General features: G+C 70.1%; 12 protein-coding genes and 2 pseudogenes. 11 read left to right on the top strand and 3 right to left on the bottom strand.

What is annotated here, in order from left to right:
- Window positions 1-66: 66 nt before the first annotated feature.
- Window positions 67-2,907, bottom strand: coding sequence for a glycoside hydrolase family 3 C-terminal domain-containing protein (locus ACWCQS_RS05660; RefSeq protein ID WP_451003514.1), 2,841 nt, complete (start codon window positions 2,905-2,907; stop codon window positions 67-69).
- 294 nt (window positions 2,908-3,201) lie between these two features.
- On the opposite strand from ACWCQS_RS05660, the gene ACWCQS_RS05655 reads away from it, so the two are divergent.
- The 11 genes and pseudogenes from ACWCQS_RS05655 to ACWCQS_RS05605 form a co-directional block, all read left to right on the top strand.
- Window positions 3,202-4,815 (top strand): Tat pathway signal sequence domain protein, encoded by a 1,614-nt coding sequence (locus ACWCQS_RS05655; RefSeq protein WP_451003256.1) that lies wholly within the window; start codon window positions 3,202-3,204, stop codon window positions 4,813-4,815.
- Window positions 4,737-5,759, top strand: a complete 1,023-nt coding sequence (locus ACWCQS_RS05650; RefSeq protein WP_451003513.1) for an ABC transporter permease — start codon at window positions 4,737-4,739, stop codon at window positions 5,757-5,759. Before ACWCQS_RS05655 ends, ACWCQS_RS05650 begins: the two co-directional genes overlap by 79 nt.
- Window positions 5,756-6,730, top strand: a complete 975-nt coding sequence (locus tag ACWCQS_RS05645; protein ID WP_390683433.1) for a carbohydrate ABC transporter permease — start codon at window positions 5,756-5,758, stop codon at window positions 6,728-6,730. The genes ACWCQS_RS05650 and ACWCQS_RS05645 overlap by 4 nt, the downstream gene beginning before the upstream one ends.
- A gap of 96 nt (window positions 6,731-6,826) precedes the next feature.
- The gene (locus ACWCQS_RS05640; RefSeq protein WP_451003255.1) at window positions 6,827-7,855 is read left to right on the top strand and encodes a LacI family DNA-binding transcriptional regulator; all 1,029 of its coding nucleotides are present in this window, start codon (window positions 6,827-6,829) and stop codon (window positions 7,853-7,855) included.
- A 27-nt stretch (window positions 7,856-7,882) separates the two neighbouring features.
- A complete protein-coding gene (locus tag ACWCQS_RS05635) occupies window positions 7,883-9,868 on the top strand; it encodes a beta-galactosidase (protein ID WP_451003254.1) in 1,986 nt (661 codons plus the stop codon).
- 34 nt (window positions 9,869-9,902) lie between these two features.
- On the top strand, window positions 9,903-12,044 hold the full coding sequence (locus ACWCQS_RS05630) for a glycoside hydrolase family 36 protein (RefSeq protein WP_451003253.1): 2,142 nt from the start codon (window positions 9,903-9,905) through the stop codon (window positions 12,042-12,044).
- Window positions 12,045-12,257: 213 nt separating this feature from the next.
- Window positions 12,258-13,982: a cellulose binding domain-containing protein gene (locus tag ACWCQS_RS05625; protein ID WP_451003252.1), complete on the top strand. Its 1,725-nt coding sequence runs from the start codon at window positions 12,258-12,260 to the stop codon at window positions 13,980-13,982.
- An 85-nt stretch (window positions 13,983-14,067) separates the two neighbouring features.
- Window positions 14,068-15,579, top strand: a complete 1,512-nt coding sequence (locus tag ACWCQS_RS05620) for a glycoside hydrolase family 43 protein (protein WP_451003251.1) — start codon at window positions 14,068-14,070, stop codon at window positions 15,577-15,579.
- 50 nt (window positions 15,580-15,629) lie between these two features.
- Window positions 15,630-17,381 (top strand): cellulase family glycosylhydrolase, encoded by a 1,752-nt coding sequence (locus tag ACWCQS_RS05615; RefSeq protein WP_451003250.1) that lies wholly within the window; start codon window positions 15,630-15,632, stop codon window positions 17,379-17,381.
- Between the two features lie 298 nt (window positions 17,382-17,679).
- Window positions 17,680-18,236 (top strand): annotated as a pseudogene (locus tag ACWCQS_RS05610) (integrase); the annotation flags it as partial.
- A gap of 24 nt (window positions 18,237-18,260) precedes the next feature.
- Window positions 18,261-18,877: pseudogene (locus tag ACWCQS_RS05605) on the top strand (serine hydrolase domain-containing protein); the annotation flags it as partial.
- Between the two features lie 169 nt (window positions 18,878-19,046).
- On the opposite strand, the gene ACWCQS_RS05600 reads toward ACWCQS_RS05605, so the two are convergent.
- Both ACWCQS_RS05600 and ACWCQS_RS05595 read right to left on the bottom strand, forming a co-directional pair.
- Window positions 19,047-19,448 (bottom strand): hypothetical protein, encoded by a 402-nt coding sequence (locus tag ACWCQS_RS05600; protein ID WP_450985092.1) that lies wholly within the window; start codon window positions 19,446-19,448, stop codon window positions 19,047-19,049.
- Window positions 19,449-19,524: 76 nt separating this feature from the next.
- Window positions 19,525-25,926 (bottom strand): DNRLRE domain-containing protein, encoded by a 6,402-nt coding sequence (locus tag ACWCQS_RS05595; protein ID WP_451003249.1) that lies wholly within the window; start codon window positions 25,924-25,926, stop codon window positions 19,525-19,527.
- Window positions 25,927-26,016: the final 90 nt, after the last annotated feature.

Genomic DNA, 26,016 nt, shown 5'->3' with positions numbered 1-26,016 from the left:
GGGCAGGGGTGGGAGGGCGGTCCGCCTCCCTCATAGGCGGACCACCGGTCTGTGGGGTGGGAGGCCTCAGCCGGCCCCGCCGAAGCGGAAGGCGGTCAGCCGGAAGTCGCCGTGCAGGGTCAGGCTCAGGTCGTGCACGCCGTGGAGCGGGGCGGCGAGCTCGGCGGTGGTGCTGGTCCAGGCGTAGCGGTCGCCGGTCACGGGCACCTCCATCGCGGCCAGCACCCGGCCGCCGGAGCGGACTTCGAGCCGCGCCCCGCCCGTGCCGGCGCCCTCGCGGGCGGTCTCGACCTCGATCGTGCGGGCGCCGGAGAGGTCGACCTCGCGGAAGAGGAGCCTCGCGGGCTGTGCGGGATCGGTGGGCGTGACGGCGTCGCCGTCGGAGCGGGTGGCGTCGACGATGGTGGCGTCCTCGTAGTCGTCGAACCCGACGGCCAGGATCCGGTGTGCGACGCCCGGCCGGGGTGCGGCGGGCGTCCCGGTCACGGTGAGCGGCGCGATGAGCACTGGGTGGTCGGCGCTGCGGGCGACGATCACCTCGTAGCGGCCGGGGTCGACGGCGAAGTCCCCGGTGGCGACGGACCAGTGGGCGAGCTGCTCGGCCGTCAGCCGGAAGGTCAGCTCGCGGCTCTCCCCCGGCTCCAGCCGGACCTTGCGGAAGTCAGCCAGGCGCAGCCGGGGTGCCTCGTAACGGGCCTCCAGGGCGCGGACGTAGACCTGGACCACCTCGCTGCCGGGCCGCGCTCCGCCGTTCTCCAGGGTCACGGTGGCCTCGACCGAGCCGTCCTGGCCGATCGACGGGTGCGACAGGCGCAGGTCGCGGTGGGCGAAGTCGGTGTAGGACAGCCCGTGGCCGAAGGGGTAGAGGGGTACGGAGCGGTGGTACTGGTAGGTCCAGCCGGCCTTGATGATGTCGTAGTCGAGCGGTGCGGGCAGCGGGTCGTCGCCCCGGTACCAGGTCTGCGGCAGGCGGCCGGCGGGCTCGGCCTCGCCGAGCAGCACGGCGGCCAGCGCGTTGCCGGTCTCCTGCCCGCCGTGGGAGGTCCACACCACGGCGGGCAGGTGTTCGTCGGCCCAGTCGAGGGCGTAGGGGTAGCTGCTCATCACGACCAGGGCGGTATCCGGGCGGACGGCCGCGACGGCGCGCAGCAGTTCCTCCTGCCCCTCGGGCAGGTCGATGTCCGCGCGGTCCTCGGTCTCGCGGCCGTTGATCATCGGGTGGTTGCCGAGGACGACCACGGCGACATCCGCCGTTTCGGCGGCCGCCCGCGCCTCGGCGATGCCGTCGCGCACCAACTCGCGCTGCCAGTGTTCGGCCTCCTCCGCGGTCTCGGCGGTGAGGGTGACCCGGCCGTCGGTCGGGTCCACGGCGGCGTAGCGTCCGGTGAAAACGGAGCGCAGCAGCACGGTGTCGGGGCCGGCCGGTTCGAGCCGGAAGGTCTCCTTGACGAACCAGCTCTTGATGGTGTCCTGATCGGCGGCCAGGGCGTCGTCGTCCTGAAGGCTCAGGTAGCGGCCGGTGTCGGCGGCGCGCAGCGTGGCGGCACCGCCACCCCAGTCGGTCAGGTCGAAGGCGGTTTTGCCGAGCAGTTCGCCCGTGCTGCGCGAGCGCAGGGCGATCCGGTCGGAGCCCTCCACCGGGACGATCTCGCCGCCGTGGGCGCCGAGGGCCGCGGCGAGGCCGGTGGCGATACCCACCCGGTACGGCATGGTGCCGCTGTACCAGTCCTCGAAGAGGGTGTCGGCAAGCGGGCCGATGACGGCGATCCGCGGTGTGCGGGCCGGATCCAGCGGCAGCAGGCCGTCGTTCTTGAGCAGCACCGTCGACTCGGTCGCGGCCCTGCGGGCCAGGGCGCGGTGCTCGGGGCTGTCGATCACCTCGGGGCCGGTGCCCGCATACGGGTCCAGTTCGGGGTCGAACTCGCCCAGGCGGAAGCGCAGTTCGAGCTGGCGGCGAACGGCGCGGTCCACGTCGGCCTCGTCGATCAGGCCGCGCTCCAGCGCCTCACGCAGCCGGCCCACCGGGGTCCCGCTGTCCTCACCGTGGTCGGTGAAGCTGTCGATGCCGGCCTTGAGCGCGGCTGCGTGGGACTCGGCGTGGTCATCGAAATAGTGCTCCGGGTCGACCAGGTTGGAGGGGGCCTCGGCGTCGCTGACCACGAACAGCTCGTGGCCGGTCGGCTCCGCCCAGCGGCGCAGTTCCGCCTCGATGAGCGGACTGACGTGGCAGGGACGGCCGTTGACCAGGTTGTAGGCGGCCATCGCACCGGTCGCGGCGCCGGAGGCGACGACGGGCCGGAAGGCGGCCAGGTCGTACTCCTGGAGCACGCGCGGGCGCAGCCCGGAGGAGGTGGTGCAGCGGTCGTCCTCGTTGTTGTAGGCGAGGAAGTGCTTGAGCACCGAGGCAGAACGCAGGTAAGTCGGGTGGTCGCCGGAGAGCCCCTTGCAGAACGCCTCGCCGACCCGGGCGGTGTGCACCGGGTCCTCGGAGTAGCCCTCCTCGTTGCGCCCCCAGCGCGGGTCGCGCAGCAGGTTGAGCACGGGGGCCCAGGCCTGCAGCGAGTTGGCTCCGCGCTCCGGGCTGCTGACCGCCGGCGGGCGGTGGTAGTGGAAGGCCCGCAGCTCGGTCGAGACCGCCTCGGCGACCTCGCGCACCAGGTCCCCGTCCCAGCTGGCGCCGAGTCCGACGGCCTGTGGGAAGACCGTCGCCTCACCCAGCCAGGACACCCCGTGCAGGGCCTCGCTGCCGGTGCGGAACGCGGCGACGCCGAGGCGCGGGACGGCAGGCGCGTACTGGTGCAGCATCGCGATCCGCTCGTCGAGCGTCAGCCGTTCGAGCAGGTCGTCGACGCGCTTGCGCAGTGGCAGCGCGGGATTGCGGAAGTCAGGCAGGCCGGCGGCGGACATGGGCACGGAACTCACGTGGAATACCCCTCGGGCGGACTGGGCTCGGCGGTCGCAATCGAAGCGCTTCGACGCTGGCACGCTCCGACGGGAGTGTCAACTCCCCAAGTCACATGGATTTTGTATTTGTTCAGCCTCTTGCCGAACCGAGTAACGCGTCGTTAGTGTCCCCGAAATATTCAAGCGCTTCGACGCTTCGACCACGCTTCGACGGAGAGGGGCCACGCCACCATGAGATCCGGCTTGAACCGCAGGAGCTTCCTGAGTACCGCTGCCACAGTCGCGGGAGCCGCCGCGATGGCGCCCCTGCTGTCCGCCTGCGGCGGCAGCACGCAACACAAGACCGGTGCGAACACCGCGCAGGGCCTGAAGGCGGCCCTGCCCACCTATGTGCCCAGCACCGTCATCAAGCCGGACATCCCCTCCGTCGCCGGCAGCGACGGCACGGCGACGGACCCCGGCTTCCTCTCCTACCCGGCCTCCCCGGTCGCCAGCGTCTCCGGCGTTCCGGGCAAGGGCGGCAGCTACTCGGCCGTGACGCCGCTGTGGGGCACCGTCCCGCCGGCCGGCAACTCCTTCTACCAGGCCATGAACAAGGCCCTGGGTGTCAACCTCACGATCAAGCCGGCCGACGGCACCCACTACGACACCATCGTTCCGACGATGACCGCCGCCAAGAAGCTGCCGGACTGGATCAACCTGCCGTCCTGGTGGAACAACAACTTCAACACCGGCGAGCTCATCGGCACCCAGCTCGCGGACCTGACCCCGTACCTGTCAGGCGACAAGGTCAAGAAGTACCCCAACCTGGCCGCCATCCCCTCCGGCGCCTGGCAGATGGGGGTCTGGGGCGACAAGCTCTACGGGATCCCCTGCTTCTCCACCAGCTTCTGCATCCCCGGCGCCACCTTCTACCGCCGGGACGTCCTCGATGCCCGGGGCATCACCGCCGACCAGGTGAAGTCCGCCGACGACCTGATGAACCTCGGCAAGGAGCTGACCGACGCCAAGAGGGGCGTGTGGGCCTTCGACGACGTGTGGACCTACCTCTTCACGGCCTGGGGCGCTCCCCAGAATTGGAAGGTCGACAACGGCAAGCTGGTCCACAAGTATGAGACCCAGGAGTTCCTGGAGGCCCTCGACTGGCACTACCGCCTGGCCACCTCCGGCTACATACACCCGGACGCCCTCGCCGGTGACGTCGCCAACGGAGCTACCCGCTTCTACAGCGGAAAGGTACTCATAGCGGGTGGCGGAGGAGGCGCCTGGAATCTGGCCGACCACCAGTCCGGCGTCGCCGCGGACCCGAACTACCGGCGCGGCGCCTTCAACGCCATCACCGGCGACGGCAAGGGCACGCCCGTGATCTGGATGGGCACCGCCGCCAGCATGATCAGCTACCTCAACGCCGACCTGAAGCCCGCTCAGATCGAGGAGCTGCTCTCCGTCGCGAACTACCTCGCCGCTCCCTACGGCACGGCCGAGTACACCCTGGCCAACTTCGGTGTCGAGGGCGTGCACCACAAGCGAGTGAACGGCGTGCCGACCTTCACGAACGAGGGCAAGAAGGACGTCCAGGCGACGACCTACCCGTTCCTGGCCGCTCCCCCCTCCGTGATCAGCAATCCGGGGGGCGACATAGTCACCAAGGACTACGCGGCCTGGCAGGCCGCCAACGTCAAGTACCTCGCCAAGCCGGCCTTCTGGGGCATGAACTTCACCATGCCGCAGGCGATCGCCTCGGCCGCAGCCGCACAGGCTGTCGAGGACACCATCAAGGACTGCTACCACGGCAAGAAGAAGGTCTCCGACGTGCAGGACGTCATCGCCAGCTGGCGGTCCGGCCCCGGGGGGCGGCTCAAGCAGTGGATGACCGACAAAGTCCTCGACAAGTTCGGCACCGGCCAGTGAGCACCGCAGCACCGAAACGCCCGGCCGGCCCCGCGCGGCTCAACTGGCGGATCAGGCTGAGGCGCGACAAGTCGCTCCTGCTGATGACGGTGCCCGCGGTCGTCCTGCTCCTGGTGTTCAACTACGTCCCGCTGTTCGGCATCCTCACCGCCTTCCAGGAGTACGACCCGCTGGTCGGGGTCTGGCACAGCGACTGGGTCGGCTTCGACCAGTTCCGGCAGTTGTTCGACGACCCGGCGTTCTGGGCCTCGATGAAGAACACGCTGTATCTGAGCTTCGTCCAGCTGGTCCTCTTCTTCCCGGTCCCGATCGCCCTGGCCCTGCTGCTCAACTCCGTGGTGAGCGAGCGGATCCGCAACATCTTCCAGTCCGTCGTCTACCTGCCGCACTTCTTCTCGTGGGTGCTCGCGATCACGATCTTCCAGCAGATGCTGGGCGGCGCCGGCGTGCTCAACCAGTTCCTGCGCCGGCACGACATCGGGACCTGGGACATCATGACCAATCCGCACACCTTCGCGCTGCTGGTCACCTCCCAGGCGATCTGGAAGGAGGCGGGCTGGGGGATCATCGTCTTCCTCGCGGCGCTGAGCGCGATCAACAGCGAGCTGTACGAGGCCGCGGCGGCGGACGGCGCGGGCCGGTTCCGGCGGATGTGGCACATCACGCTGCCGGGCCTGCGCGGCGTGATCGTGCTGATGCTGGTCCTGCGCCTGGGCAACGCGCTGTCGGTGGGCTTCGAGCAGTTCCTGATCCAGCGTGACGCCGTCGGCCACGAGGCCGCGGACGTCCTGGACACCTTCTCCTTCTACTACGGCATCGCCACCGGCGGCTACAGCTACGGCGCGGCGGCCGGGCTCTTCAAGAGCGTGGTCTCCCTCCTGCTCATCTGGGGCGCCAACCGGCTGGCGCACGCCTTCGGCGAGGACGGGCTGTATCGCAGATGACCAACGCACTCACCATCGGTTCGCGGCGCGAGCAGCGCCGCACGGCAGCAGCAGCCGCCCGCCGCCGGGCCCGCTCCGCCCGCCCACCCTGGGAGGAGCCGCCCACCGCCGTCGGCCAGACCGCCAAGGGGCTCACGCTCGGCGCAACGCTCGCCGTCATCCTGGTCCCGCTCTGGATCATCGTGGTGACCAGCTTCTCCACCCCCGGCGCCGTCAACCGGGCCGGCGGCCTGGTGATCTGGCCGGACGGCCTGACCACCGAGACGTACCGCCAGATGCTCAGCGACCCGACGGTCGTCACCGCACTGATGGTGAGCCTGGGCATCACCGTGGTCGGCACCGCGATCTCCATGGCCGTCTCCATCCTGTGCGCCTACGGCCTCTCCCGGCCGCGCTCCCTCGGGCACCGCTTCGTCCTGCTGCTGCTGATCACCACGATGTTCGTCAGCGGCGGCCTGATCCCGAGCTTCCTGGTCGTCACCGGACTCGGCGGGTACGACCAGTGGTGGGCGCTGATCCTGCCCAGCGCCGTCTCCGTCTTCAACATCCTGGTGCTGCGCGCCTTCTACCAGGAGACCTCCTCCGAACTGATCGATGCGGCCCGCATGGACGGCGCAGGGGACTGGCGGATCCTGTGGTCCGTCGTCCTGCCCACCTCACGCGCCGTCACCGCCGTCACCGCGCTGTTCTACGCCGTGGGCTACTGGAACGCGTTCTTCAACGTGATGCTCTATATGCCGACGGACAGTCAGAAGTGGCCACTGCAGTACGTGTTGCTCACCTACGTCAACCGGGGCAACGGCCTGCCGGGCTCCGTCAACTCCGGCTTCGGCACGACCCACGCGCAGACCGCGCCGCTGTCGCTGCAGATGGCGGTCGTGGTCCTCACCCTGGTACCGCTGCTGATCGTGTACCCGTTCGTGCAGAAGCACCTGCGCACCGGCGTCCTCACCGGCGCGATCAAGGGCTGAGCCCGGGGCTCCCGCAGACCGGGAGCGGTCCCGCGCGCCCCTCCCCAGCCGCGTGACAGGGACCGCTCCCCAGAACCGACACAAGGAAGCAGAACGATGGTGACACTCGCCGATGTGGCCAGGCACGCCGGCGTCTCGTCCAGCACGGTCAGCTACGCACTGAGCGGCAAGCGCCCCATCTCCGACGAGACCAGGACCCGCATCGAGCAGGCCGTCACGGACCTCGGCTACCACCCCAACGCGGGTGCCCGGGCTCTCGCGGGCAAGCGCTCCCACGTCATCGCCCTGGTGGTGCCGCTCCACCCCGAAGTGCACGTACCCACCATGATGGAGATCGCCATTGCCGTCACCGTGGCCGCCCGCGAGCACGGCTACGACGTCCTGCTGCTCACCAACGACGAAGGGCCCGAGGGCATCCGCCGGGTCGCCGCCACCGGACTCGCCGACGGGGTCATCCTGATGGACGTCCGGCTGGACGACGACCGGATCCCGGTCCTGCAGGCCGAGGAGATCCCGGCCGCCCTCATCGGCCTGCCCGACGACCCCACCGGACTCTCCTGCGTCGACCACGACTTCGCCACTGCGGGCGCCCTGTGCGCCGACCACCTGGCCGACCTCGGCCACCGCGACGTGGCCTTCATCGGCTACAGCAGCGGCGTCTACCGCCGCCACGCCGGATACGCCGAGCGAACCCTGAACGGATTCCGCCAACGCGCCGAACAGCGCGGTCTGTGCGTCCTCCACCGGCCGTGCGAGGGCACGTACGAGAGCACCGCGGGCACCCTGGCCCGCATCTTCGCGGACCGCCCGGACACCACGGGGCTCGTCGTGCAGAACGAGGCCGCGATCGGCCCGCTGCTCAGCCTGCTGCGCGCCGGCGGACGGACCGTGCCGGAGGAAGCCTCCGTGCTCGCCATCTGCCCCGACCCGCTGGCGGAGCAGCACTCCCCCCGGCTCACCTCGGTGACCGGTCCCCAGAAGGACCTCGGGCAGGTCGCCGTCGACCAGGTCATGGCAAGGATCGCCGCGACCGTCGCGGGCGACCAGCCGGAGGATCAACTCCTTTTGATGCCACCAGAGCTGGTGGTCCGCGAAAGCACCGCCCCGGCGCCGCACCGCAGTTGACACCACGACCAGAAGGACGGTTCCCCGATGGACATCCGCCGGCTCACCGACCGCCTCGGCGGGCTCGCCTTCGGCGGGGACTACAACCCCGAGCAGTGGGACGCGGAGGTGTGGAAGGAGGACGACGCGCTGATGCGCCGGGCGCGGGTCAACCTCGCCACCGTCGGCGTGTTCTCCTGGGCCCTGATGGAGCCCGAGGAGGGGCGGTACGACTTCGCCTGGCTCGACGCCCACCTCGACCGCCTCCACGCGGCCGGCGTCGCCGTCGACCTGGCCACCCCCACCGCCTCCCCGCCGCCCTGGTTCACCCTCGCCCACCCGGACGCCCTGCCGGTCCGCCCCGACGGCGCCCGCCTGACCCACGGCAGCCGGGACACCTACTGCCTCACCGCCCCCGCCTACCGCCGGGCCGCCCGCCGCATCGCCGCCGCCCTCGCCGAACGCTACGGCGACCACCCCGCGCTCGCCCTGTGGCACGTCCACAACGAGTACGTGACCCTCTGCCTGTGCGACCACACCGCCGCCGCCTTCCGGGTCTGGCTGCGCGCCCGCCACGGCTCCCTCGACGCTCTCAACGAGGCCTGGGGCACCGCCTTCTGGAGCCAGAACTACACCTCGTGGGAGCAGATCCTCCCGCCCCGAGCCAGCCAGTGGCACCACAACCCCGGCCAGACGCTGGACTTCAGCCGCTTCTGGTCCGACGAGACCCTCGCCGCCTACTGCGAGCAGCGCGACGCGATCCGCGCCCACAGCGACCGCCCCGTCACCACCAACCTCATGCTGCCCGGCTACCAGAACCTGGACCTGTGGGCCTTCGGCCGCGAGGTCGACGTGGTCTCCGTCAACCACTACCCCAGCGCACCCGGCGTCGACGCCGCCGCCCAGGCCGCCTTCGACGCCGACCGGGCCCGCTCGATCGCCGGCGGCGCCCCCTGGCTGCTGATGGAACAGGGCACCAACACCGTCTACGCCGGCGGCCGCGTCCTCGCCAAGGAGCCGGGGGACATCCTGCGCCACTCGCTCACCCACATCGCCCGCGGCTCGGAGGGCGCGCTGTTCTTCCAGTGGCGCCAGTCCCGGGCCGGCGCCGAGCAGTGGCACTCGGCGATGGTCCCGCACGCCGGGCCGGACAGCCGCACCTTCCGCGAGGTCACGGCGGCCGGAGAGGCCGTCGCCCGGCTCGGCGAACTCGCCGGCTCCACCGTCCGGGCCGAGGTCGCCGTCCTGCACGACTCGGACGCCTGGTGGGCCATGCGCGTCGACGGGCTCCCGTCTTCCGAGCTCGACTACCTCGCCGCGCTGCGCCGCGCCCACCGGGCGCTCTGGGACACCGGCCGGACGGTCGACTTCGCCCACCCCGAGCACGACCTGAGCCGCTACCGGCTGGTCCTCGCCCCCGCCCTGTTCCTGCTCACCGACGCGGGTGCCGAGAACCTGCGCCGCTACGTCGCCGCCGGCGGCACCCTGCTCGTGCAGCACTTCAGCGGCATGGTCGACGAGCGCCTGCACTCCCGGCTCGGCGGCTACCCGGCCGCCCCGCTGCGCGAGGCGCTCGGCATCCGGGTCGAGGAGTACCGCCCACTGCACCAGGACGAGCAGATCACGCTCTCCGACGGCTCGACGGCCACCTCCTGGAGCGAATCCCTGCGCACCGAGGGCGCCGAGGCGCTCGCCGCCTACACCCACGGCATGCTCGCCGGCAGCCCGGCACTCACCTGCCACGATTTCGGCTCCGGCCACGGCTGGTACCTCTCCACCCACCTCGACGAATCCGGCTACGCCGCCCTGGTCGGCCGACTGCTCACGGAGGCCAGGGTGCCCCCGGAGCTTCCGGGCCTGCCGACGGGCGTCGAAGCCGTCACCCGGCACGCCCCGGACGGCCGCGGCTGGCACCTGCTGCTCAACCACCGCGCCGAGGCCGTACCGCTGCCCCGGCCGGGCCATGACCTGCTCACGGACGGGCCACTGAGCGAGCTGGCGCCCGGCGGCTGCGCGGTCCTGCGCGCGCACTGACCTCCCGCCGCGTCTCCCCATCGAGGAAGGCATCATGACCGACCCGCACGAGACGATCCGCTGGGGCCACGACGCCCTGGAGCTGGAGATCTCCCTGGGCGAGCCGGGCCCGCCCCGCCTGGTCCGCCTCGGCGCACCCGGCGAGAAGACCAGCACTCCGCGCCCCGGCGCACCGCTGCCGCTGGTGGAGGTGACGACCGCAGGCCTCGGCCGCCACTGGTCGGGCCGGCACCTCATCAACTCCGTCCTGGGTGCGCGGCTGCGCCACCGCTCCCACCGCGCGAGCCTGGACGGCGACTGGCACGTGCTCACCGTCGAACTCCACGAGCCGAAGACCGGTCTGACCGCCGAGGCGGTCTACCGGTCGATGGACGGCCTGCCGGTGCTGCGCAGCGAAGTCCTGCTGCGCAACGAAGGGGCGCAGACGCTGCACCTGGAGTCGGTCGGCTCGCTCGTGGCGGGCTGCCTCACCAGGGGCGATCCAGCAGCCTTGGACAACGCCGAGCTGCTGTGGGCGGAGAACGAGTGGTTCGCCGAATGCCGCTGGCAGCGCGAGCCGTTGCGGGTGTCCTCGCCGGAGCGGAGCGGCCGCTTCCACACCACCTCCGGTCGCAGCACCCGCGTCGTGGCGGGGCAGGGCGTGTGGTCCAGTTGCGGCCACCTGCCGATGGGCGGCCTGACGGACCGTGAGTCCGGCCGCACCTGGCTGTGGCAGATCGAGCACAACGGCGGCGGCTGGCGCTGGGAGTGCGGCGTGCGCGACGACACTGCGTACGCGGCACTGTACGGCCCTGACGACGCCGACCACGGCTGGCGCCACCCGCTGGAGCCCGGCGCCGAGTTCCGCACCGTGCCGGTGGCTCTGGCGTTCTGCGCGGATGGCGGGCCCGACGGTGCCTTCGCCGCCCTCACCCACTACCGCCGCGCCACTCGCCGGCCGCACCCCGACCACCGCCGCCTGCCGGTCATCTTCAACGATTACATGAACTGCCTGATGGGCGACCCGACCACGGCCAAGCTGCTGCCGCTGGTCGACGCCGCTGCCGAGGCCGGCGCGGAGTACTTCGTCATCGACGCCGGCTGGTACGACGACGGCGACAACTGGTGGCCATCTGTCGGGGCCTGGGAGCCGTCGACCTCGCGCTTCCCCGGGCTCAAGGGGATCCACGAAGTCCTGGACCGCATCCGGGAGCGGGGCATGGTCCCCGGCCTGTGGCTGGAGCCGGAGGCGGTCGGGGTGAACAGCCCGGTCGCCAGGTCCCTGCCGGAGGAGGCGTTCTTCCGCCGCGACGGTCGGCGGGTGGAGGAGGGCGGCGGCCGGTACCACCTGGACCTACGTCACCCGGCCGCCCGGGCCCACCTGGACGGCGTGGTGGACCGCCTGGTCGGGGAATGGGGCATCGGCTACCTCAAGCTCGACCACAACACCGACCCGGGCTCCGGTACCAGCAGCCAGCCGGGAGAGGCCCCTGCGGCCGGCCTCCTCGGCCACAACCGGGCCCAACTCGACTGGCTGGAGGGCATCCTGGACCGATTCCCGGATCTGGTGATCGAGAACTGCGCCTCCGGCGGCATGCGGATGGACCACGCCCTGCTCTCCCGGCTCCAGCTGCAGTCCACCAGCGACCAGCAGGACCTGCTGCGCTACCCACCCATCGCGGCGGCGGCCCCCACCGCCGTCACGCCCGAGCAGGGCGCCGTCTGGGCGTACCCGCTGCCCGAGGACTCCCCCGACGAAGTCGCCCTCACCATGGCCAACGCGCTCCTCGGCCGCATCCACCTCTCCGGCCGACTCATCGAACTCTCCTCTGAGGCACGTGACTTGGTTCACGAAGCGGTGGCGGCCCACAAGGCGATTCGCGCCGACCTGCCGCAAGCGCTGCCCGCCTGGCCGCTCGGGCTTCCGGGCTGGGAGGACCCGTGGATCGCCCTGGCACTGCATACCCCGGCCACCACCTATGTCAGCGCCTGGCGGCGCTCCGGCGAGCAGGTCGTCAGGGATCTCGACCTGCCCCACCTGGTCGGCGCCGATGTCCACGTCGAGGTGCTCTACCCGTCGGCCAGCCGGGCCGCCACGGTCTGGCACCCGGACACTGCCAGACTCACCCTGACGCTGCCTGTGGCCCCGTCCGCCGTCCTGCTGCGCCTCACCAGGAGGCCCGCCAAAGGACGTTGACCGTGCGCCGCGTGATCGCGCGCGCCCCACCGCGCCGGCCCGCATCGGTACGGAACACCCCTGGCGTCCGGGCCCGACCCCGAGCAGCCGCGCCGGGCCACAGTCCAGAACGCGGGAGTTCGATCCCCCACCCGAACACCACGCACCCCCACCCCCTGGAGAGACGCAATGAGATCACCTGCCCGACTCTGTCATGATCGCGTCATATCTGTCGTGGCGGCATTGTCGCTCGCGGTAACCGGCGCGATCGCCGCCGTCGCACCTCCCGCCGCCGCCGCGAACTCCGTGTCGGTGTCGGTCGACGCCGCCCTGCAGCTCGCCACCGTCCCCGCCACCGGCGTCGGCGTCAACATCCCGGTCTACGACGCCAACATGAACTCCGCCGCCACCCCCGGCCTGCTCAGCACGGCCGGCATCAACGCCGTCCGTTACCCCGGCGGCAGCCACTCCGACGTCTACCACTGGCAGACCGGCACCGCCGACGCCGGTGCGTACGTCGCCCCGAACACTGGCTTCGACGCCTTCATGGGCACCGTGCGCGCCGCCGGAGCGCAGCCGATCATCACCGCCAACTACGGCTCCGGCACCCCGCAGGAGGCCGCCGCCTGGGTCCGGTACGCCAACGTCACCAAGGGCTACGGCGTCAAGTACTGGGAGGTCGGCAACGAGGTCTACGGCAACGGCGAGTACAGCAACGGCAACGGCTGGGAGTACGACACCCACAGCAGCAAGAGCGCCACCACCTACGCCGACAACCTGCTGCAGTACATCTCGGCGATGAAGGCGGCCGACCCGAGCATCAAGATCGGTGCTGTCCTGACCACCCCCGGCTACTGGCCGGACGGCATCGTCGGCCCGGGCGACACCATGGACTGGAACCACACCGTCCTGTCGATCGCCGGCTCAAAGATCGACTTCGCCATCGTGCACGCCTACCCCACCAGCACCAGCCCGGCCGACCTGCTCACCAAACCGCAGGACCAGAACCCGAACATCGCCGGCACCGTGCGCTCGCTGATCAACCAGTACGCCGGATCCAACGCCCCGAACGTCGGCATCGCGGTGACCGAGGCGAACGCCCAGGCCTACCTGGACACCTCCCCGAACGGATTGTTCGCGCCGGACAACTACCTCACCTGGCTGGAGAACGGCGCGTTCAACGTGGACTGGTGGGACCTGCGCAACGGCACCGACTGCAGCAAGGTGACCACCGTCGAGGGCGCCACCGACTACAACGACGGCGGCATGGTCTCCAGCGGCGCTTCCTGCGAGCCGCCCGCCAACACGCCCTTCCCCGCCTACTACGGCATCCAGATGATCAGCAGGCTGGGCGCGCCCGGCGACACCCTGGTCAAGGCCGCCAGCTCGTCCTCGCTGCTCTCCGCGCACGCCGTCCGCCGCGCCAACGGCGACGTGGACGTCATGCTGATCAACAGGGACCCGAACAACGCCGCCACGGTGAACCTCTCCTACACCGGGTTCACCCCTTCCTCCGCCACCCCGACCGTCCACTCCTACCTCAAGAACGCCCACTCGATCGGCGCGGCCCAGAGCGGCAGCCCGACCACCCAGACCGTGCCCGCCTACAGCATCACGGTCGTGCAGATGCACCCGACCAGCGCGGCCTGCCGGGTCGTCTACAACAAGAACGAGTGGCCGGGCGTCATGGTCGGCTCCGTGACGGTCGTCAACAACAGCCTCGGCCAGGTCAACGGCTGGTCCCTCGGCTTCAACTTCCCCGGCGACAACAGCATCACCAACAGCTGGAACGCCTCGGTGTCGCAGAGCGGCCCGAGCGTCAACGCCGGGAACGTGTCCTACGACGCCGCCGTCCCGCAGGGCGGAAGCGTCCAGTGGGGCTTCAGGGCCACCTGGTCCGGCAGTGACGCCGATCCGTCCGCCTTCTGGTTCAACGGCGCCTCCTGCGCGATCGGCTGAACCCGATGAGCTGGTGGTGCCCACAGACTCCCCAGGAGCCGGGGCACCACCCCCCGAACACAAACCTCCGAAAGGAACCGACCACGTGTCAGACCAGTCCCAGCCCGCCGACACCGTCCCCAATCCAGTGATTCCCGGCTTCCACCCCGACCCCAGCGTCTGCCGCGTGGGCGACGACTACTACCTCGCCTGCTCCAGCTTCGAGTACTTCCCCGGCATCCCGGTCTTCCACAGCCGCGACCTGGTGAACTGGACGCAGATCGGCAACGCCCTGGACCGGCCGAGCCAGCTGCGCCTCCCGCGCGACATGCCCTCCTCCGGAGGGATCTACGCACCGACGCTGCGCCACCACGACGGCCGCTTCTGGCTGATCGTCACCAACGTCGGCGACGGCGGGAACATGCTCTTCACCGCCACCGACCCGGCCGGTCCGTGGTCCGACCCTGTCCGGCTGCCCGGAGTCCCCGGGATCGACCCGGACCTCGCCTGGGACGAGGACGGCGCCTGCTGGTGCACCGTCGCCGGGGTCTCCCAGGTCCGCATCGATCCGACCACCGGCGAGACCCTCGGCGAGCCGTACCGGATCTGGTCCGGCACCCCCGGCGCCCTGGCCCCCGAGGCCCCGCACCTCTACCGTATCGGCGGGTACTGGTACCTGATGATCGCCGAGGGCGGCACGGAGCGCGGCCACGGCGTGTCCATCGCCCGCGGCCTCACGCCCTCCGGCCCGTTCGAGCCGTGCCCGGCCAACCCGGTCCTGACCCACCGCAGCACCGCCCTCCCGATCCAGAACACCGGGCACGCCGATCTCGTCCAGGCGCCCGACGGCTCCTGGTGGATGGTGCTGCTCGGCGTACGGCCGCGCGGCGGCACCCCCGGCTGGCACGTGCTCGGCCGGGAGACCTTCCTCGCCCCGGTCGAGTGGGTGGACGGCTGGCCGGTCGTCGGCGAGGTCACCCCCGAACTGCCCACCCCGGCCTGGCCGCTGCACCCCGCGCCCGCCGTACCGACCCGGGACGACTTCGACCAGGCCGAGCTGCACCCCCGGTGGATCTCGCTGCGCGAGCGGCCGGAGCACCTGTGCACCACGAAGGAACGATCCGGCTGGCTGACCCTGCACGCTGCGGGTGCCTCCCTGGACGAGAACGACGCGGTCTTCGTCGGCCGACGCCAGCAGCACCTCGCCTGCCGGGCCCGCACCCTGGTCGACGCCACCGACGGCCGCGGCGGCCTCGCTGTCCGCCTGGACGAGGAGCACCACTACGAGATCGAGGCGGCCGACGGCGAGGTGAGGGTGCTCGCCCGCATCGGCTCGCTGCGCACCGAGGTCGCCGCTCGTCCGGTGGCCGCCGGCGCGGTGGTGCTCGGTGTCGAGATCGCTCCACTGCCTCCGAGCGGCGCGCGGACCGGGCCCGACACCCTCTCCTTCGGCATCGAGGAGCCGGACGGCACCTTCACCGCACTCGCCGCGGTCGACGGCCGCTACCTGTCCACCGAGGTGGCCGGCGGCTTCACCGGACGGGTCATCGGCATGTACGCCGCTACCGGAACCGTCCACTTCGACCGGTTCGACTACGAGCCCCTCCCGCTCCCCTGACAAACCCGTCAGGGGGGATCCCCCACCCGTTCACACGAAAGGGACACGCCGTGAACGACGCACCGCACACCGCACGCCCGCGCAGTCGCCGGCTCCACCGGACGGCCGGCCTCGTGGTGGGCCTGTTCACCGCCGGCAGCCTCGCCTGCGGCACAGCAACCGCCGCACCGGCCGACCATCCCCGGTCCGCAGCCGAGGAGGCAGGGACCAGGGTCCCGCACGACCCGATGGCCGCCGTGGCGCAGATGCAGCCCAGCTGGAACCTCGGCAACACCCTGGACGCCATCCCCGACGAGACCTCCTGGGGCAACCCGCTCACCACCAAGGCGACCTTCGACGGCCTCCGGGCCCGGGGCTTCCGGAGCGTCCGCATCCCCGTCACCTGGTTCCCCCACCAGTCCGACACCGCCCCCTACACCATCGACCCGGTGTGGATGAAGCGGGTCAAGCAGGTGGTCGACCTGGCGCTGGCGGACGGCCTCTACGTCGAGATCAACGTCCACCACGACTCGTGGAAGTGGATCGAGAACATGTCCACCGACCACGACACCATCATGGCGCGGTTCAACTCGACCTGGCAGCAGATCGCCACCGCCTTCAAGGACGAGCCACGCACGCTGCTCATGGAGAGCATCAACGAGCCGCAGTTCTCCGACGCGACCGACGCCCAGAAGACCCAGTACCTGCGAGAGCTCAACACCTCGTTCCACAGCATCGTCCGCAACTCCGGCGGGCGGAACAGGGACCGCCTGCTCGTCCTGCCCTCGGAGGAGACCAACTCCGCCCAGCACTGGCTCGACGACCTGTCGACGACGATCAACTCGCTGCACGACCGCAACCTGGTGGCGACCGTGCACTACTACAGCTTCTATCCGTTCAGCGTGAACATCGCCAACGGCACGACCTTCGACGCCAGGACCCAGAAGGACCTGACCGACGGCTTCGCCCGGGTGCACGACACCCTCGTCGCCAAGGGCATCCCCGTCTACCTCGGCGAGTACGGCCTGCTCAGCTCGCCCTACTCCGGCGTCGTCGAGCGCGGGGAGATGCTGAAGTACTTCGAGGCGGTCAACTACGAGGCCCGGGCCAATGGCATGACCAGCGCGGTCTGGGACGCCGAAAACGACTTTCTGAACCGCTCCACCATGCAGTGGCGGGACCCCGAGCTGGCAGCCCTGATCAAGTCGTCCTGGACCACCCGTTCGGGCACCGCCTCCACCGACAACATCTTCCTGCCGAAATCCGCCCCCATCACGGCACAGACCATCACCCTGAACCCCAACGGCCTCACCTTCACCGGGCTCTGGCAGGGCGACCGCCAGCTGGTCCCCTCCCGCGACTACACCCTCGACGGCGACCAGCTGACACTGACCGCGGACGCCCTCACCCGGCTCGCCGGCGACCGCACCCACGGCGTCGACGCGACACTCCAGGTCCGGTTCTCCGCCGGAGTCCCCTGGCAGCTCAACGTGCGCTCGTACGACAAGCCGGTGCTCTCCGACGCCAACGGAACCGCCGACGGGCTCACCATCCCGACCCAGTTCAACGGTGACCTGATGGCCAACGTGGAGTCCACCTACGCCGACGGCACCGCCGCCGGCCCGGCCTCCTGGACCACGTTCCAGTCGTTCGCCAACTACGGCCCCGACTACAGCGCCAACACCACCACCGTCAAAGCCGATTTCCTCAAGTCGCTCAAGGACGGCGCTCCGGTGACGCTCACCTTCCACTTCTGGTCCGGCGCCACCGTCACGTACCACGTGACCAGGTCCGGCACCACGGTGACCGGCACCGCCTCCTGACCGCATTCCCCCCTCGCCCCGGCTGCCGCCCCCGGCAGCCGGGGCTGCGGGTGCCGATAAATCATCCAACCAGGTGGAGGCCTTATTCGATTGACCTCTCAGGCCGCGCTCGCCGACAACTCCAATGTCTTCACGTCCACAGACGCGGACGGCATCATGATCTGTCGTGCTGCTGCGCCTGACCCTGCTCTTGCCGAATACCCCATCCATGCAGGTGGGAACGAGTTTCGGCACCAATCGAGGCCGCTCGAGTCGCAGCTATCGCGCGGCGGCAGTCGGCGCGGCAGGATGATCAGTCGTGCTGTTGAGACTGGCGTACTTGAGCGTGACGAACGCGTTCACGATGCTGCGGCTGCTGCCGATGAGCGACCGTGAGAAGGACCTCGAGATCCTGGCCCTACGCCACCAGATCGCGTTCTGGAGCGGCAGCTGAACGGACAGCAGGTTCGGTTCCACGCGAGCGACCGGGCGTTCCTGGCGTCGCTCCTCCATGGCGTGCCACAGGAGGTACTGCGCCGGATGCGGCTGCTGGTGCGGCCGGACACCGTGCTCCGCTGGCACCGCGACGTCATCGCCCACCGGCACGCCGCCCAGTCCCGACCCAAGCGCGGAGGCCGATCGCGGATCGTTAACTCGATCCGAGCTCTGGTACTGCGCCTGGCCAGGGAGAATCCAAGCTGGGGCTACCGGCGCCTGCACGGTGAGTTACTCGTGCTCGGGGTGAAGGTGGCGGCATCCACGGTCTGCGAAATCTTGAGAGAGGCCGGGATCGACCCTGCGCCCGAGCGGGCCTCGAACGCCTGGGCGGACTTCCCGCGCTCCCAGGCCGACGCGCTGCCGGCCTGCGACTTCTTCTGCAAGACTGCCAGGATCGCCGACATGACGATCTACGGTGAGGTGGCACCCGGGTTCGAGCCGGTGCGGGCGGCATTCATGGAGAACTTCACCCGGCACGGGGACCTCGGCGCGGCGGTGTGCGAGTACCGGAACGGCCGACCGGTGGTGGACCCGTGGGGTGGCGTGGCCGACGCCGAAACCGGTCGTCCCTGGACGCGGGAACGCTGCAACTGGTCTACTCGGCGACCAAGGGAGCGACCGCGACCGCGGCGCACATGCTGGTCGAGCGCGGTGCGCTCGACCTGGACGCGCCCGTCGCGAAGTACTGGCCGGGGTTCGCCGCGAACGGCAAGGCGGACATCCCTGTGCGCTGGCTCCTGTCCCACCAGGCCGGCCTGGTCGCGCTGGATCAACCGGTGCCGTTGAAGCAGGCGCTGGCCTGGCACCCGATGGTCGCAGCGCTGGCCGCTCAACGCCCCCTCTGGACTCCGGGCACAGCGCACGGCTACCACGGCCGGACCTGGGGCTGGCTGGTCGGCGAGGTGATCCGGAGAGCATCCGGCCGCTCACCAGGCCGCTTCTTCGCCGACGAGATCGCGGCCCCACTGGGCTTGGACTTTTTCATCGGCTTGCCCGCCGGCGAACGCGACCGAGTCAGCCCTTTCGCACGTCAGGGAGCCACGGCGACCGAGAATCCGAACTCGGCCAACGGAATGATCGAAAAGGCGCCCGACCTGGGCCGTTGCCCTGTCAGGCGCCTTGCGTTCGCCTCCCCGCAGCCCCTGTGGCGGGCCGCCGGCTGATCGCCGGAGGCCCGCCACGGTGTGGCTAGCAGGAAGCGTGATCGTTGTCGACGGCGTCGAGTTCCACGGTCACGCTGCCCTGGTGCAGCAGCAAGAGCGAATCGCTCGCCCAGGTTCCGAAGGACTTATGCAGTTCGACGGTGAATGATCGGTCGGGTTGATGGTTGATCCTGGTTGTCCAGCCTGCGGCGCGGGCAATCGCCGCGATGCTCTGGACGCTCTCGGTGTCCGCCTTCGCATGGAAATCCTCCGAGTAGGCAGGCGGCAGTTCCATGGTGCATTTCCAGCGAGTGACCGGATTGTCCGGCTGTCCCAGTTCTGCTCGGAAGGCCGTCAGGATCGGATCCTTTCTGAGTACGGCGATCCGGGCTTTTACCTGGGCGTCCGGCTGAGAGCGGTACCACTCGGCGATGGCCAGTGCGGCCACCAGGAGCAGGACGCAGATGACTGCCTGCCGACGACGAGAGCGAGGCCAGAGCCGTCTCGGCAGCCGCGCTGCGCCATCACCCATAACACACCCTCGCCTGGTAACCGACATAACGCGGCACATAGGCGTCCCCGTAGCAGGCCTCCAGCCACGACCACCAGACAACGGTCCGGGCGAATGCCCGCCCGCCGCGCGAATAGTGGTAGTAGTGCATGACCTCGCCGACTTCGATGCCGATGTTGTTGTTGTGCAGCGCCATGTATCTGGAATCGTTGCCGGAGAAGTCCTCATGGCGTTGCCCCGCGGCGCGTGCGGTTCCCGCCCCCACATCGTAGGAGAGGAGTGCCATCCACAGGATGTGCTGGAAGGCATCGCCGTAGCTGCGGCCGTTCACGCTGCCGAAGAGATACGTGGCCTCGGAGCGTGCGGCGTAGGCGTCCGCTGCGATGTAGGCGCAGATCCGCCAGTGCCAGGGCCAGTAGCACCAGTGCCGCTCGGCCGAAGTGCTCTGCGCGATGTTGCCGTCGTCGTACCGGCCGCTCAGGTCGGTGCAGTTGACCGGGTCACCCGAGCAGTAGACGTAGTCGTTGGCGCCGCCGCCCGGTACGGGGTCGACCGACAGGAAGCGCCCGAGTGCCGGGTTGTAGAGCCGCGCGCCCATCAGTACGTCCTCGGTGGGCGTCTCGCTGGAGACCTCCTTGCTGCCGAGCCAGTCGTAGCGGGTGCTGGGGGTGGTGGCGATCGGGTTGCCGTACTCGTCGGTGGCCGTCACGGTCACCGACGCGCCCGCGTCGTTGATCGGCAGGGACATGGTGATGTCCCCGTGCAGATCGCTGAGTTGCAGGGTGATGTCGCCGTTCGACGAGGAGTAGCTGGCACCCAGATCCCCGGTGATGTCGGCGATCTGGCGGGTGTAGGCGCCCGATGTGGTGTTTTCGACGGTCCAGGAGGGAGCGTTGGAGGAGCCGTCGTAGTGGTTGGTCCTCGACGCGGTCTGCGTCCAGGTGCCGGTGGCGTCGGACTCGGTGGTGTAGGCCCGGATGCGGCCTGTGGGGTCGGTCAGCCAGGTGGACCTGCCGGTGCCCTTGGTCTGCTGGTAGACGAGGTCGTTGACGTAGTAGGCGGTGGTGGTGCCGCCTGGTTCGGCCGTGGTGCGGCCGAAGGCGTCGTAGGTGTATCCGCTGGTGACCAGCCGGTCCGCGCTGTCGTAGCTGTAGGTGTTCACCGTGCCGCCGCTGGCGGGGCAGCTCGGGGTGGAGCCGTCGAGGGTGGTTGTGCCCACGGCGGTGGTCAGTGAGGTGCGGTTGGAGTCGGCGTCGAAGGCGTAGGTCCGCTGCGTGCAGGTCTTCGCCTGGCCCTGGATCGCCGTCTCGGCCACCGAGGCGAGCCGCCCGGCCGCGTCGTAGCCGTAGCTGTCGTCGACGCCGAGCCCGCCTGAGGTGGACAGCGCGTGGCCGGCCTGCTGCCCGCTCGCGGAGAACGTCGCCTGGTCACTGACCAGCACGTTGCCCGACGAGTCGGTGTAACTGCGGGCGGTGGTACGGCCCGTGGTGTCCAGGGTCTGCCGCATCGTGACCGAGCCGGGCATGGCCTCAGTGGCCAGGTTGCCGTCGGCGTCGTAACCGGCCGTGAAGGTGCCGGCGTTGGAGTCGGTCTGGGAGGTGAGCAGGCCGCGCGGGTCCTGCGCGGTGTCGTAGGTGTAGGTGGTCGCGGACGGGGCGGAGTCGGTCACCTTGGTGGGCCGGTCCAGCGCGTCGTACTGGGTGGCCGCGGTGTTGCCGTCGGCGTCGGTCGAGCTCATCAGCCGGCCGAGCTGGTCGTAGGCCTGGCTGACGCTGCGCCCGTCGGTGCCATTGGTCGACGACTCCTGGCCGCTGCCCGGGTCGTAGTCGGTGGTGGTGGTCTGCACCGCTTGGCCGACCCCGCCGGTGATCGTCACCTGGACCGGGCGGTCGGCGCTGTCGTGCGAGGTGGTGGTGGTCCGGGTGACGCCGTTCGCGGTCTCGGTGACCGTGGCGACCGTTCCGTACATGTCGTAGGTGGTCGTGGAGGTCACCCGCTGAGCCGGGTTGGAGCCGCCGCCGGTGATGTTCGCGGCCGGTCCCGTCTGGCAGACCAGGTCCGCCCAGTCCGGATGACCGCCGCAGGGAGCCGAGCCGGTGGCCGTGTAGTAGCTGGTCGTGGTCGTTCCGGCGTCCGAACCGCTGGAGGCGGGCAGGGACGTCGAGGTCGTCGACCCCTGGCTGTTGTACGACTTGGTCGTGGTGATGGCCAGACCGGTCGGATCGGTGACGGACCTGACCGGCTTGCCGAGGGTCCAGTCGTAGTAGGTCTTCACGGTGCGGGTGTCGGCGTCCGAGGCGTATCCCGGGATGCTGATGCCGGTGACCGTCGTGGTGATCTCGTCTGCGACGTTGGCGCTGCCGTCGGTGGGCCGGCCCTCGTCGAAGGTGTTGTGGATGTGGGCCCGTGCCGCCACCACGGTGCCCGCGGCGAGCGCGGCGGACGATCCGGAAGCCGCGACCGCGTGCTGCAGGCTGACCTGGTGGGTCGGCCCGTAGGTGTCGGTCTCGTCGAGACCGCTCGCGTCGTAGACGTACTGGGTGGACAGGGCTGTCGCGCGCTGGGCGGTGGTCATCGAGGACAGGCCCAGGGTGACCAGCTCTGCGTTGGAGCTTGTCGCGAGGGCCAGTTCGCGGTTGGACGCGGACAGTTCACGGACGGTCTTGCCGTTTCCGTCGTACTCGGTGGTGGTGATGTGGCCGCCCGGTGCGGCGGTGTTGACCTCACGCCCCGAGACGTCGAGGTAGTGCACGGTGGCCCGGGTGTAGTCGCCGGAGGCCAGGTTTCCCGCTCCGGTGTGGGACGCCGGGGTCTGGTCGGGTGGGAAGACCGCGGTCGCGTCGGTGGGCACGTCGCTCTGCGCCCATGCCGCCACGTCCGAGGTCCCCATGGCGTCGGGGCCGCCCGCGCCGGTGGTCAGCGGCACGTCGTACACCAGGTTCGTGGTGGCGGTGCCGTTGGTGGTCGACGCGGTACCGGGGGCCAGGGTCGGCCGGGAGGCCGAGAGCAGCCGGCCGGCGTTGCTGTCGCCGTCGGTGCCCGCGGTTCCGTAGGCGAACGTCCACGGAAGCTGGCCGGGCGGCGTCAGCGTGGTGACCCGGCCGGTGGTGTCGTAGGAGTAGGAGGTGACCAGGTGGGGGCTGATCCGGGGGTCCCACACCTGGCGCAGCATGCCGCTCGAGTCGTATGCGTACTGGGCCACGACCGTGGAGGTCTCGGTGCCGTCGGCCGGGTCGGTGGCCCACAGCACGATCTGGTCGACCTGGCCCGAGTAGTCGCCGAAGGTGCCGTCGGTCGTGCCGGTGGCCGTGGTGGCCGACGCGTAGTCGACTTCCAGCACACGGCAGCCGACAGCGGGGGTGGCCGGGGTCAGGCACGAGGCGTTCAGGTCGGAGGCCGCGGAGGTGGGTGCGGCGATCCGGGCCGGCCGCATCAGGGTGGCGCCGCCCTGGGTCACGGCGTCGAAGCGGTACAGGCTGGCGTTGCCCGAACCGGTCGGCGTGGTACTGGCCAGCGTCCACACCCCGGCGGTGCTCGCTGACTTGGCGAACACCGTCACGGTGCCGTTGTCGTCGGTGAGCGTGTACTTGTCCGCCGAGCTGTTGTAGCTGAGGGCGTACGACTCCCGGCCGGGCTCAGGCGTCCAGGATCCGTCGCTGTTCTTGGTGAAGGCCACCTCGCTGCCGTCCGCCAGCACGAGCTGGACGGCGGTGGGGGTCACCGGGCGGATCTCGGTGTAGGCCGTTGCCGCGTTGGCGGAGACGTCGCCCATGGTCCACTGCGGTCCGAACGGGGCGGCCAGTCCGGTCAGCGATCCGTTGGAAGGGTTCCGGGAGGAGCTGCTGCGGCCGACCGAGATGCCGAACGCCGACGCATCGGTGGCCGACAGCGAGTAGTCGCCCGTCGACAGGTTCACCGTCCCGGGGCCGACCTGAGAGGTCGCCGACTGCGAGGACAACCGGTCCAGGGTGAAGGTGACCGCCGAGGAGTCATAGGTCCCAGAACCGGTGGCGAACTCGCCACGGACCTGCACGGACCCGTCGTCGCCCAGAGTGGAGGCGACATCCCACAGCAGGGACGGAGAGGCCCCGCTGACCATGTTGACCGGCCAGGCGGAGACGGGGTTGCCGCCGTTGGTCACATTCGCGACCGGGACCGTGGTCCACGCATCGGTGGCCGAGCGCCGGTACTGGAAGGTCACCGACTGCGCGGTGCTGGGCCCGGCCGCGGCCAGGGTGACCCGCTTGTCGGTACGGGTGCCCTCCTCAGGCGCGGTCACGGCTCCCGCGCCCGCGTTGAACTGGTAGCTCGTCGAGGAGGAGAGGTTGCCCGCCAGGTCCCGGGTGGCGACGGTGAGGGTGTGCGAACCGTCGGTCGGCGGGGTGACCGACACCGTCACCGCGCTGCCGGTGGTCGCGGTGGTCGTCGGCATGTTCGCGTCCACCTGCCAGACCACGCCAGAGGTGTCGGTGCCGGAGGTGGGCGGAGTGATGGTGAAGTTGCCGGCCTGGCCGGCCCCCTTCGCCCACGCTCCGGAGGGGTAGTCGGTCGAGGAGACCGTCGGCGCACCCGGCTTGGTGGTGTCGACGGTGAAGACCAGGCCTCTCGGCACGGTCTGCCTGGCCCACAGCGAGCCGTCGTATCCCCACGGCCAGGCCGTGTAGGTGTGGCCGTCCACCAGCTTGCCAGCGGGCACGGTGGCGCTGGAGATGCCGCCCGAGTCCGTCCAGGAGCCGTTGAGGTTCGCGATGACCTGAGTGTTGCCGCCGCCGGTGGTGTCGTAGACGTTCCACTGGGACATGACGTTGCCGCCGTCGGCGTCCGTCACCGTGGCCTGCAGCTGCGGGGTGGTGGTGTTGCTGTACAGGGTGGTGGTGGATCCGGAGACCGAGGAGACACCGGGTGCCACCGTCGGCGCGGAGGTCATCGGGTACGAGTTGTACGTCACCGACAGATACGGCACGTTGCTGGGCGCGTTGGCCGAGTAGAACCGCTTCCAGCTGTTGGAGTCGGTCTCGTTGGTCGCCCGGATACCCATGTTGGAGTAGCTGTAGCCGTGGTCACCCGCGTACTGCAGCAGCGTGGTGGGATCGATCGACACCCAGCCGGCCGGTATGGAACCTCCGCAGGAGGACGGGTACCCCTTGGTCTGGGTGGTGGTGGCGTACTTCGTCGTCCACGCTGGCTGGTTCGACCAGAGGGTGCCGGAGCCGGCGGCGCCGGTCTGCCACAACTCCCAGGAGTTCTGCACACAGTTGCCGGACCAGTACTCGTACAGGTTCAGCGACGAGGACAGGATCTTGGTGTTGTCCAGCTGGGAGACCGGGAACTGCAGGAAGGAGCGGGCGACATCGGTTCCCGCGTCGTAGGTGCCCAGCTTCAGGTCGGTCGACAGGTACTCGGCCGTGGCGTCGGTGTTCTCCACGAACGTGTCCAGCACGGTGGACAGGGTCGCGGAGGGGTCGACGGTGACCGGGTACCGGGTCGCGGGGTCGGCCAGGAACTTCGCGTCCGGGGTGAGGGTGAGGTCCACCGTGTCGCCGGACTGCTTCATCGACATGGATACCCGCATGCGGTGGGTGTGTTCCAGCGACTTGGCGTCGACCTTGGCGTCCCACATCGCCGGTGCGGGGATGCGTCCGGCGATCTTTCCGGCCGCGTTGGTGAACGTGATCGATCCGTTCTTCGCCTGCTTGGCGGTCAGACCTTTGGCGGAGACCGGGATGGTGACCGAATAGCCGGCCGTCGGACGGGACTTCAGGACGACGTTCTCCTCGAAGCCGGTCCGCGTCGCCTGGACGGTCACGTCCGCGCCCGGTGTGACGTTGGAGTACCGGGCGGTGTCGCCGTGCAGGGAGGGCTTGGGCAACGTGCCCTTCCAGCCCACCGCGACCTTGTGCCTGCCCGTGCCCTGTACGGCGAGAACGGCGTTCCTGCCGCCGTCCGCCAGTCGCAGACCGTCCGGCTGCGCCTTGGGAGCGACCGTGCCGTCAGCGGCCACCTGGAGCGTGGTGTTCACATCGACCCACGCCTTGTTCCGCTTGAACCGGACCGGCGCGGCATAGGAGTTGGTGGTCAGCGAACCGTTGGGGTTGGCCCAGGTCGTCGTCTGGGCGGTCAACTCGTCCAGGATCTCGACCTTGCGCTTGCGCAGCCGCGCTGTGGCGATCGCCGAGGCGACGTCGGAAGCGGTGAGCGGGCCGTTGGCCTTTGCCCGCGTTTTCCCATGTGGGACGTGCTTCTGCGCCGATTGTTGCCATCTGAGGTTGTCCGCGACCGCCTGTCCTGTCCCGCTCACCGTGGCCGCCGCCTGTGCGGTGAGCGAGAGGACCAGCGTGCCTACGACGCGCAGACTCCAGCGCCGGGACAGCAATCTGGGTGGTCTTCGCCGGGGAATCCCAAGCCGACTGGGCATGGAAGACGCCTCCTTCGAGCCTCAGCGACTCCATGTCGCCCGAGTTCGAGGAGAGATATATCTGGCCATGATCAGTTAGGACTAGCCCTG

This window comes from Streptomyces sp. NPDC002076 (genome assembly GCF_053593835.1).
Note: the sequence above shows the minus strand (reverse complement) of the source record. Positions and strands in the feature narration are given on the sequence as shown.

What these genes read in the sequence shown, in the direction of transcription:
- ACWCQS_RS05655 (WP_451003256.1), top strand. Translation starts at nt 3,202, where the DNA reads ATGGCGCCCCTGCTGTCCGCCTGCGGCGGCAGCACGCAACACAAGACC.
- ACWCQS_RS05635 (WP_451003254.1), top strand. Translation starts at nt 7,883, where the DNA reads ATGGACATCCGCCGGCTCACCGACCGCCTCGGCGGGCTCGCCTTCGGC.
- ACWCQS_RS05645 (WP_390683433.1), top strand. Translation starts at nt 5,756, where the DNA reads ATGACCAACGCACTCACCATCGGTTCGCGGCGCGAGCAGCGCCGCACG.
- ACWCQS_RS05630 (WP_451003253.1), top strand. Translation starts at nt 9,903, where the DNA reads ATGACCGACCCGCACGAGACGATCCGCTGGGGCCACGACGCCCTGGAG.
- ACWCQS_RS05640 (WP_451003255.1), top strand. Translation starts at nt 6,827, where the DNA reads ATGGTGACACTCGCCGATGTGGCCAGGCACGCCGGCGTCTCGTCCAGC.
- ACWCQS_RS05660 (WP_451003514.1), bottom strand. Translation starts at nt 2,907, where the DNA reads ATGTCCGCCGCCGGCCTGCCTGACTTCCGCAATCCCGCGCTGCCACTG.
- ACWCQS_RS05595 (WP_451003249.1), bottom strand. Translation starts at nt 25,926, where the DNA reads ATGCCCAGTCGGCTTGGGATTCCCCGGCGAAGACCACCCAGATTGCTG.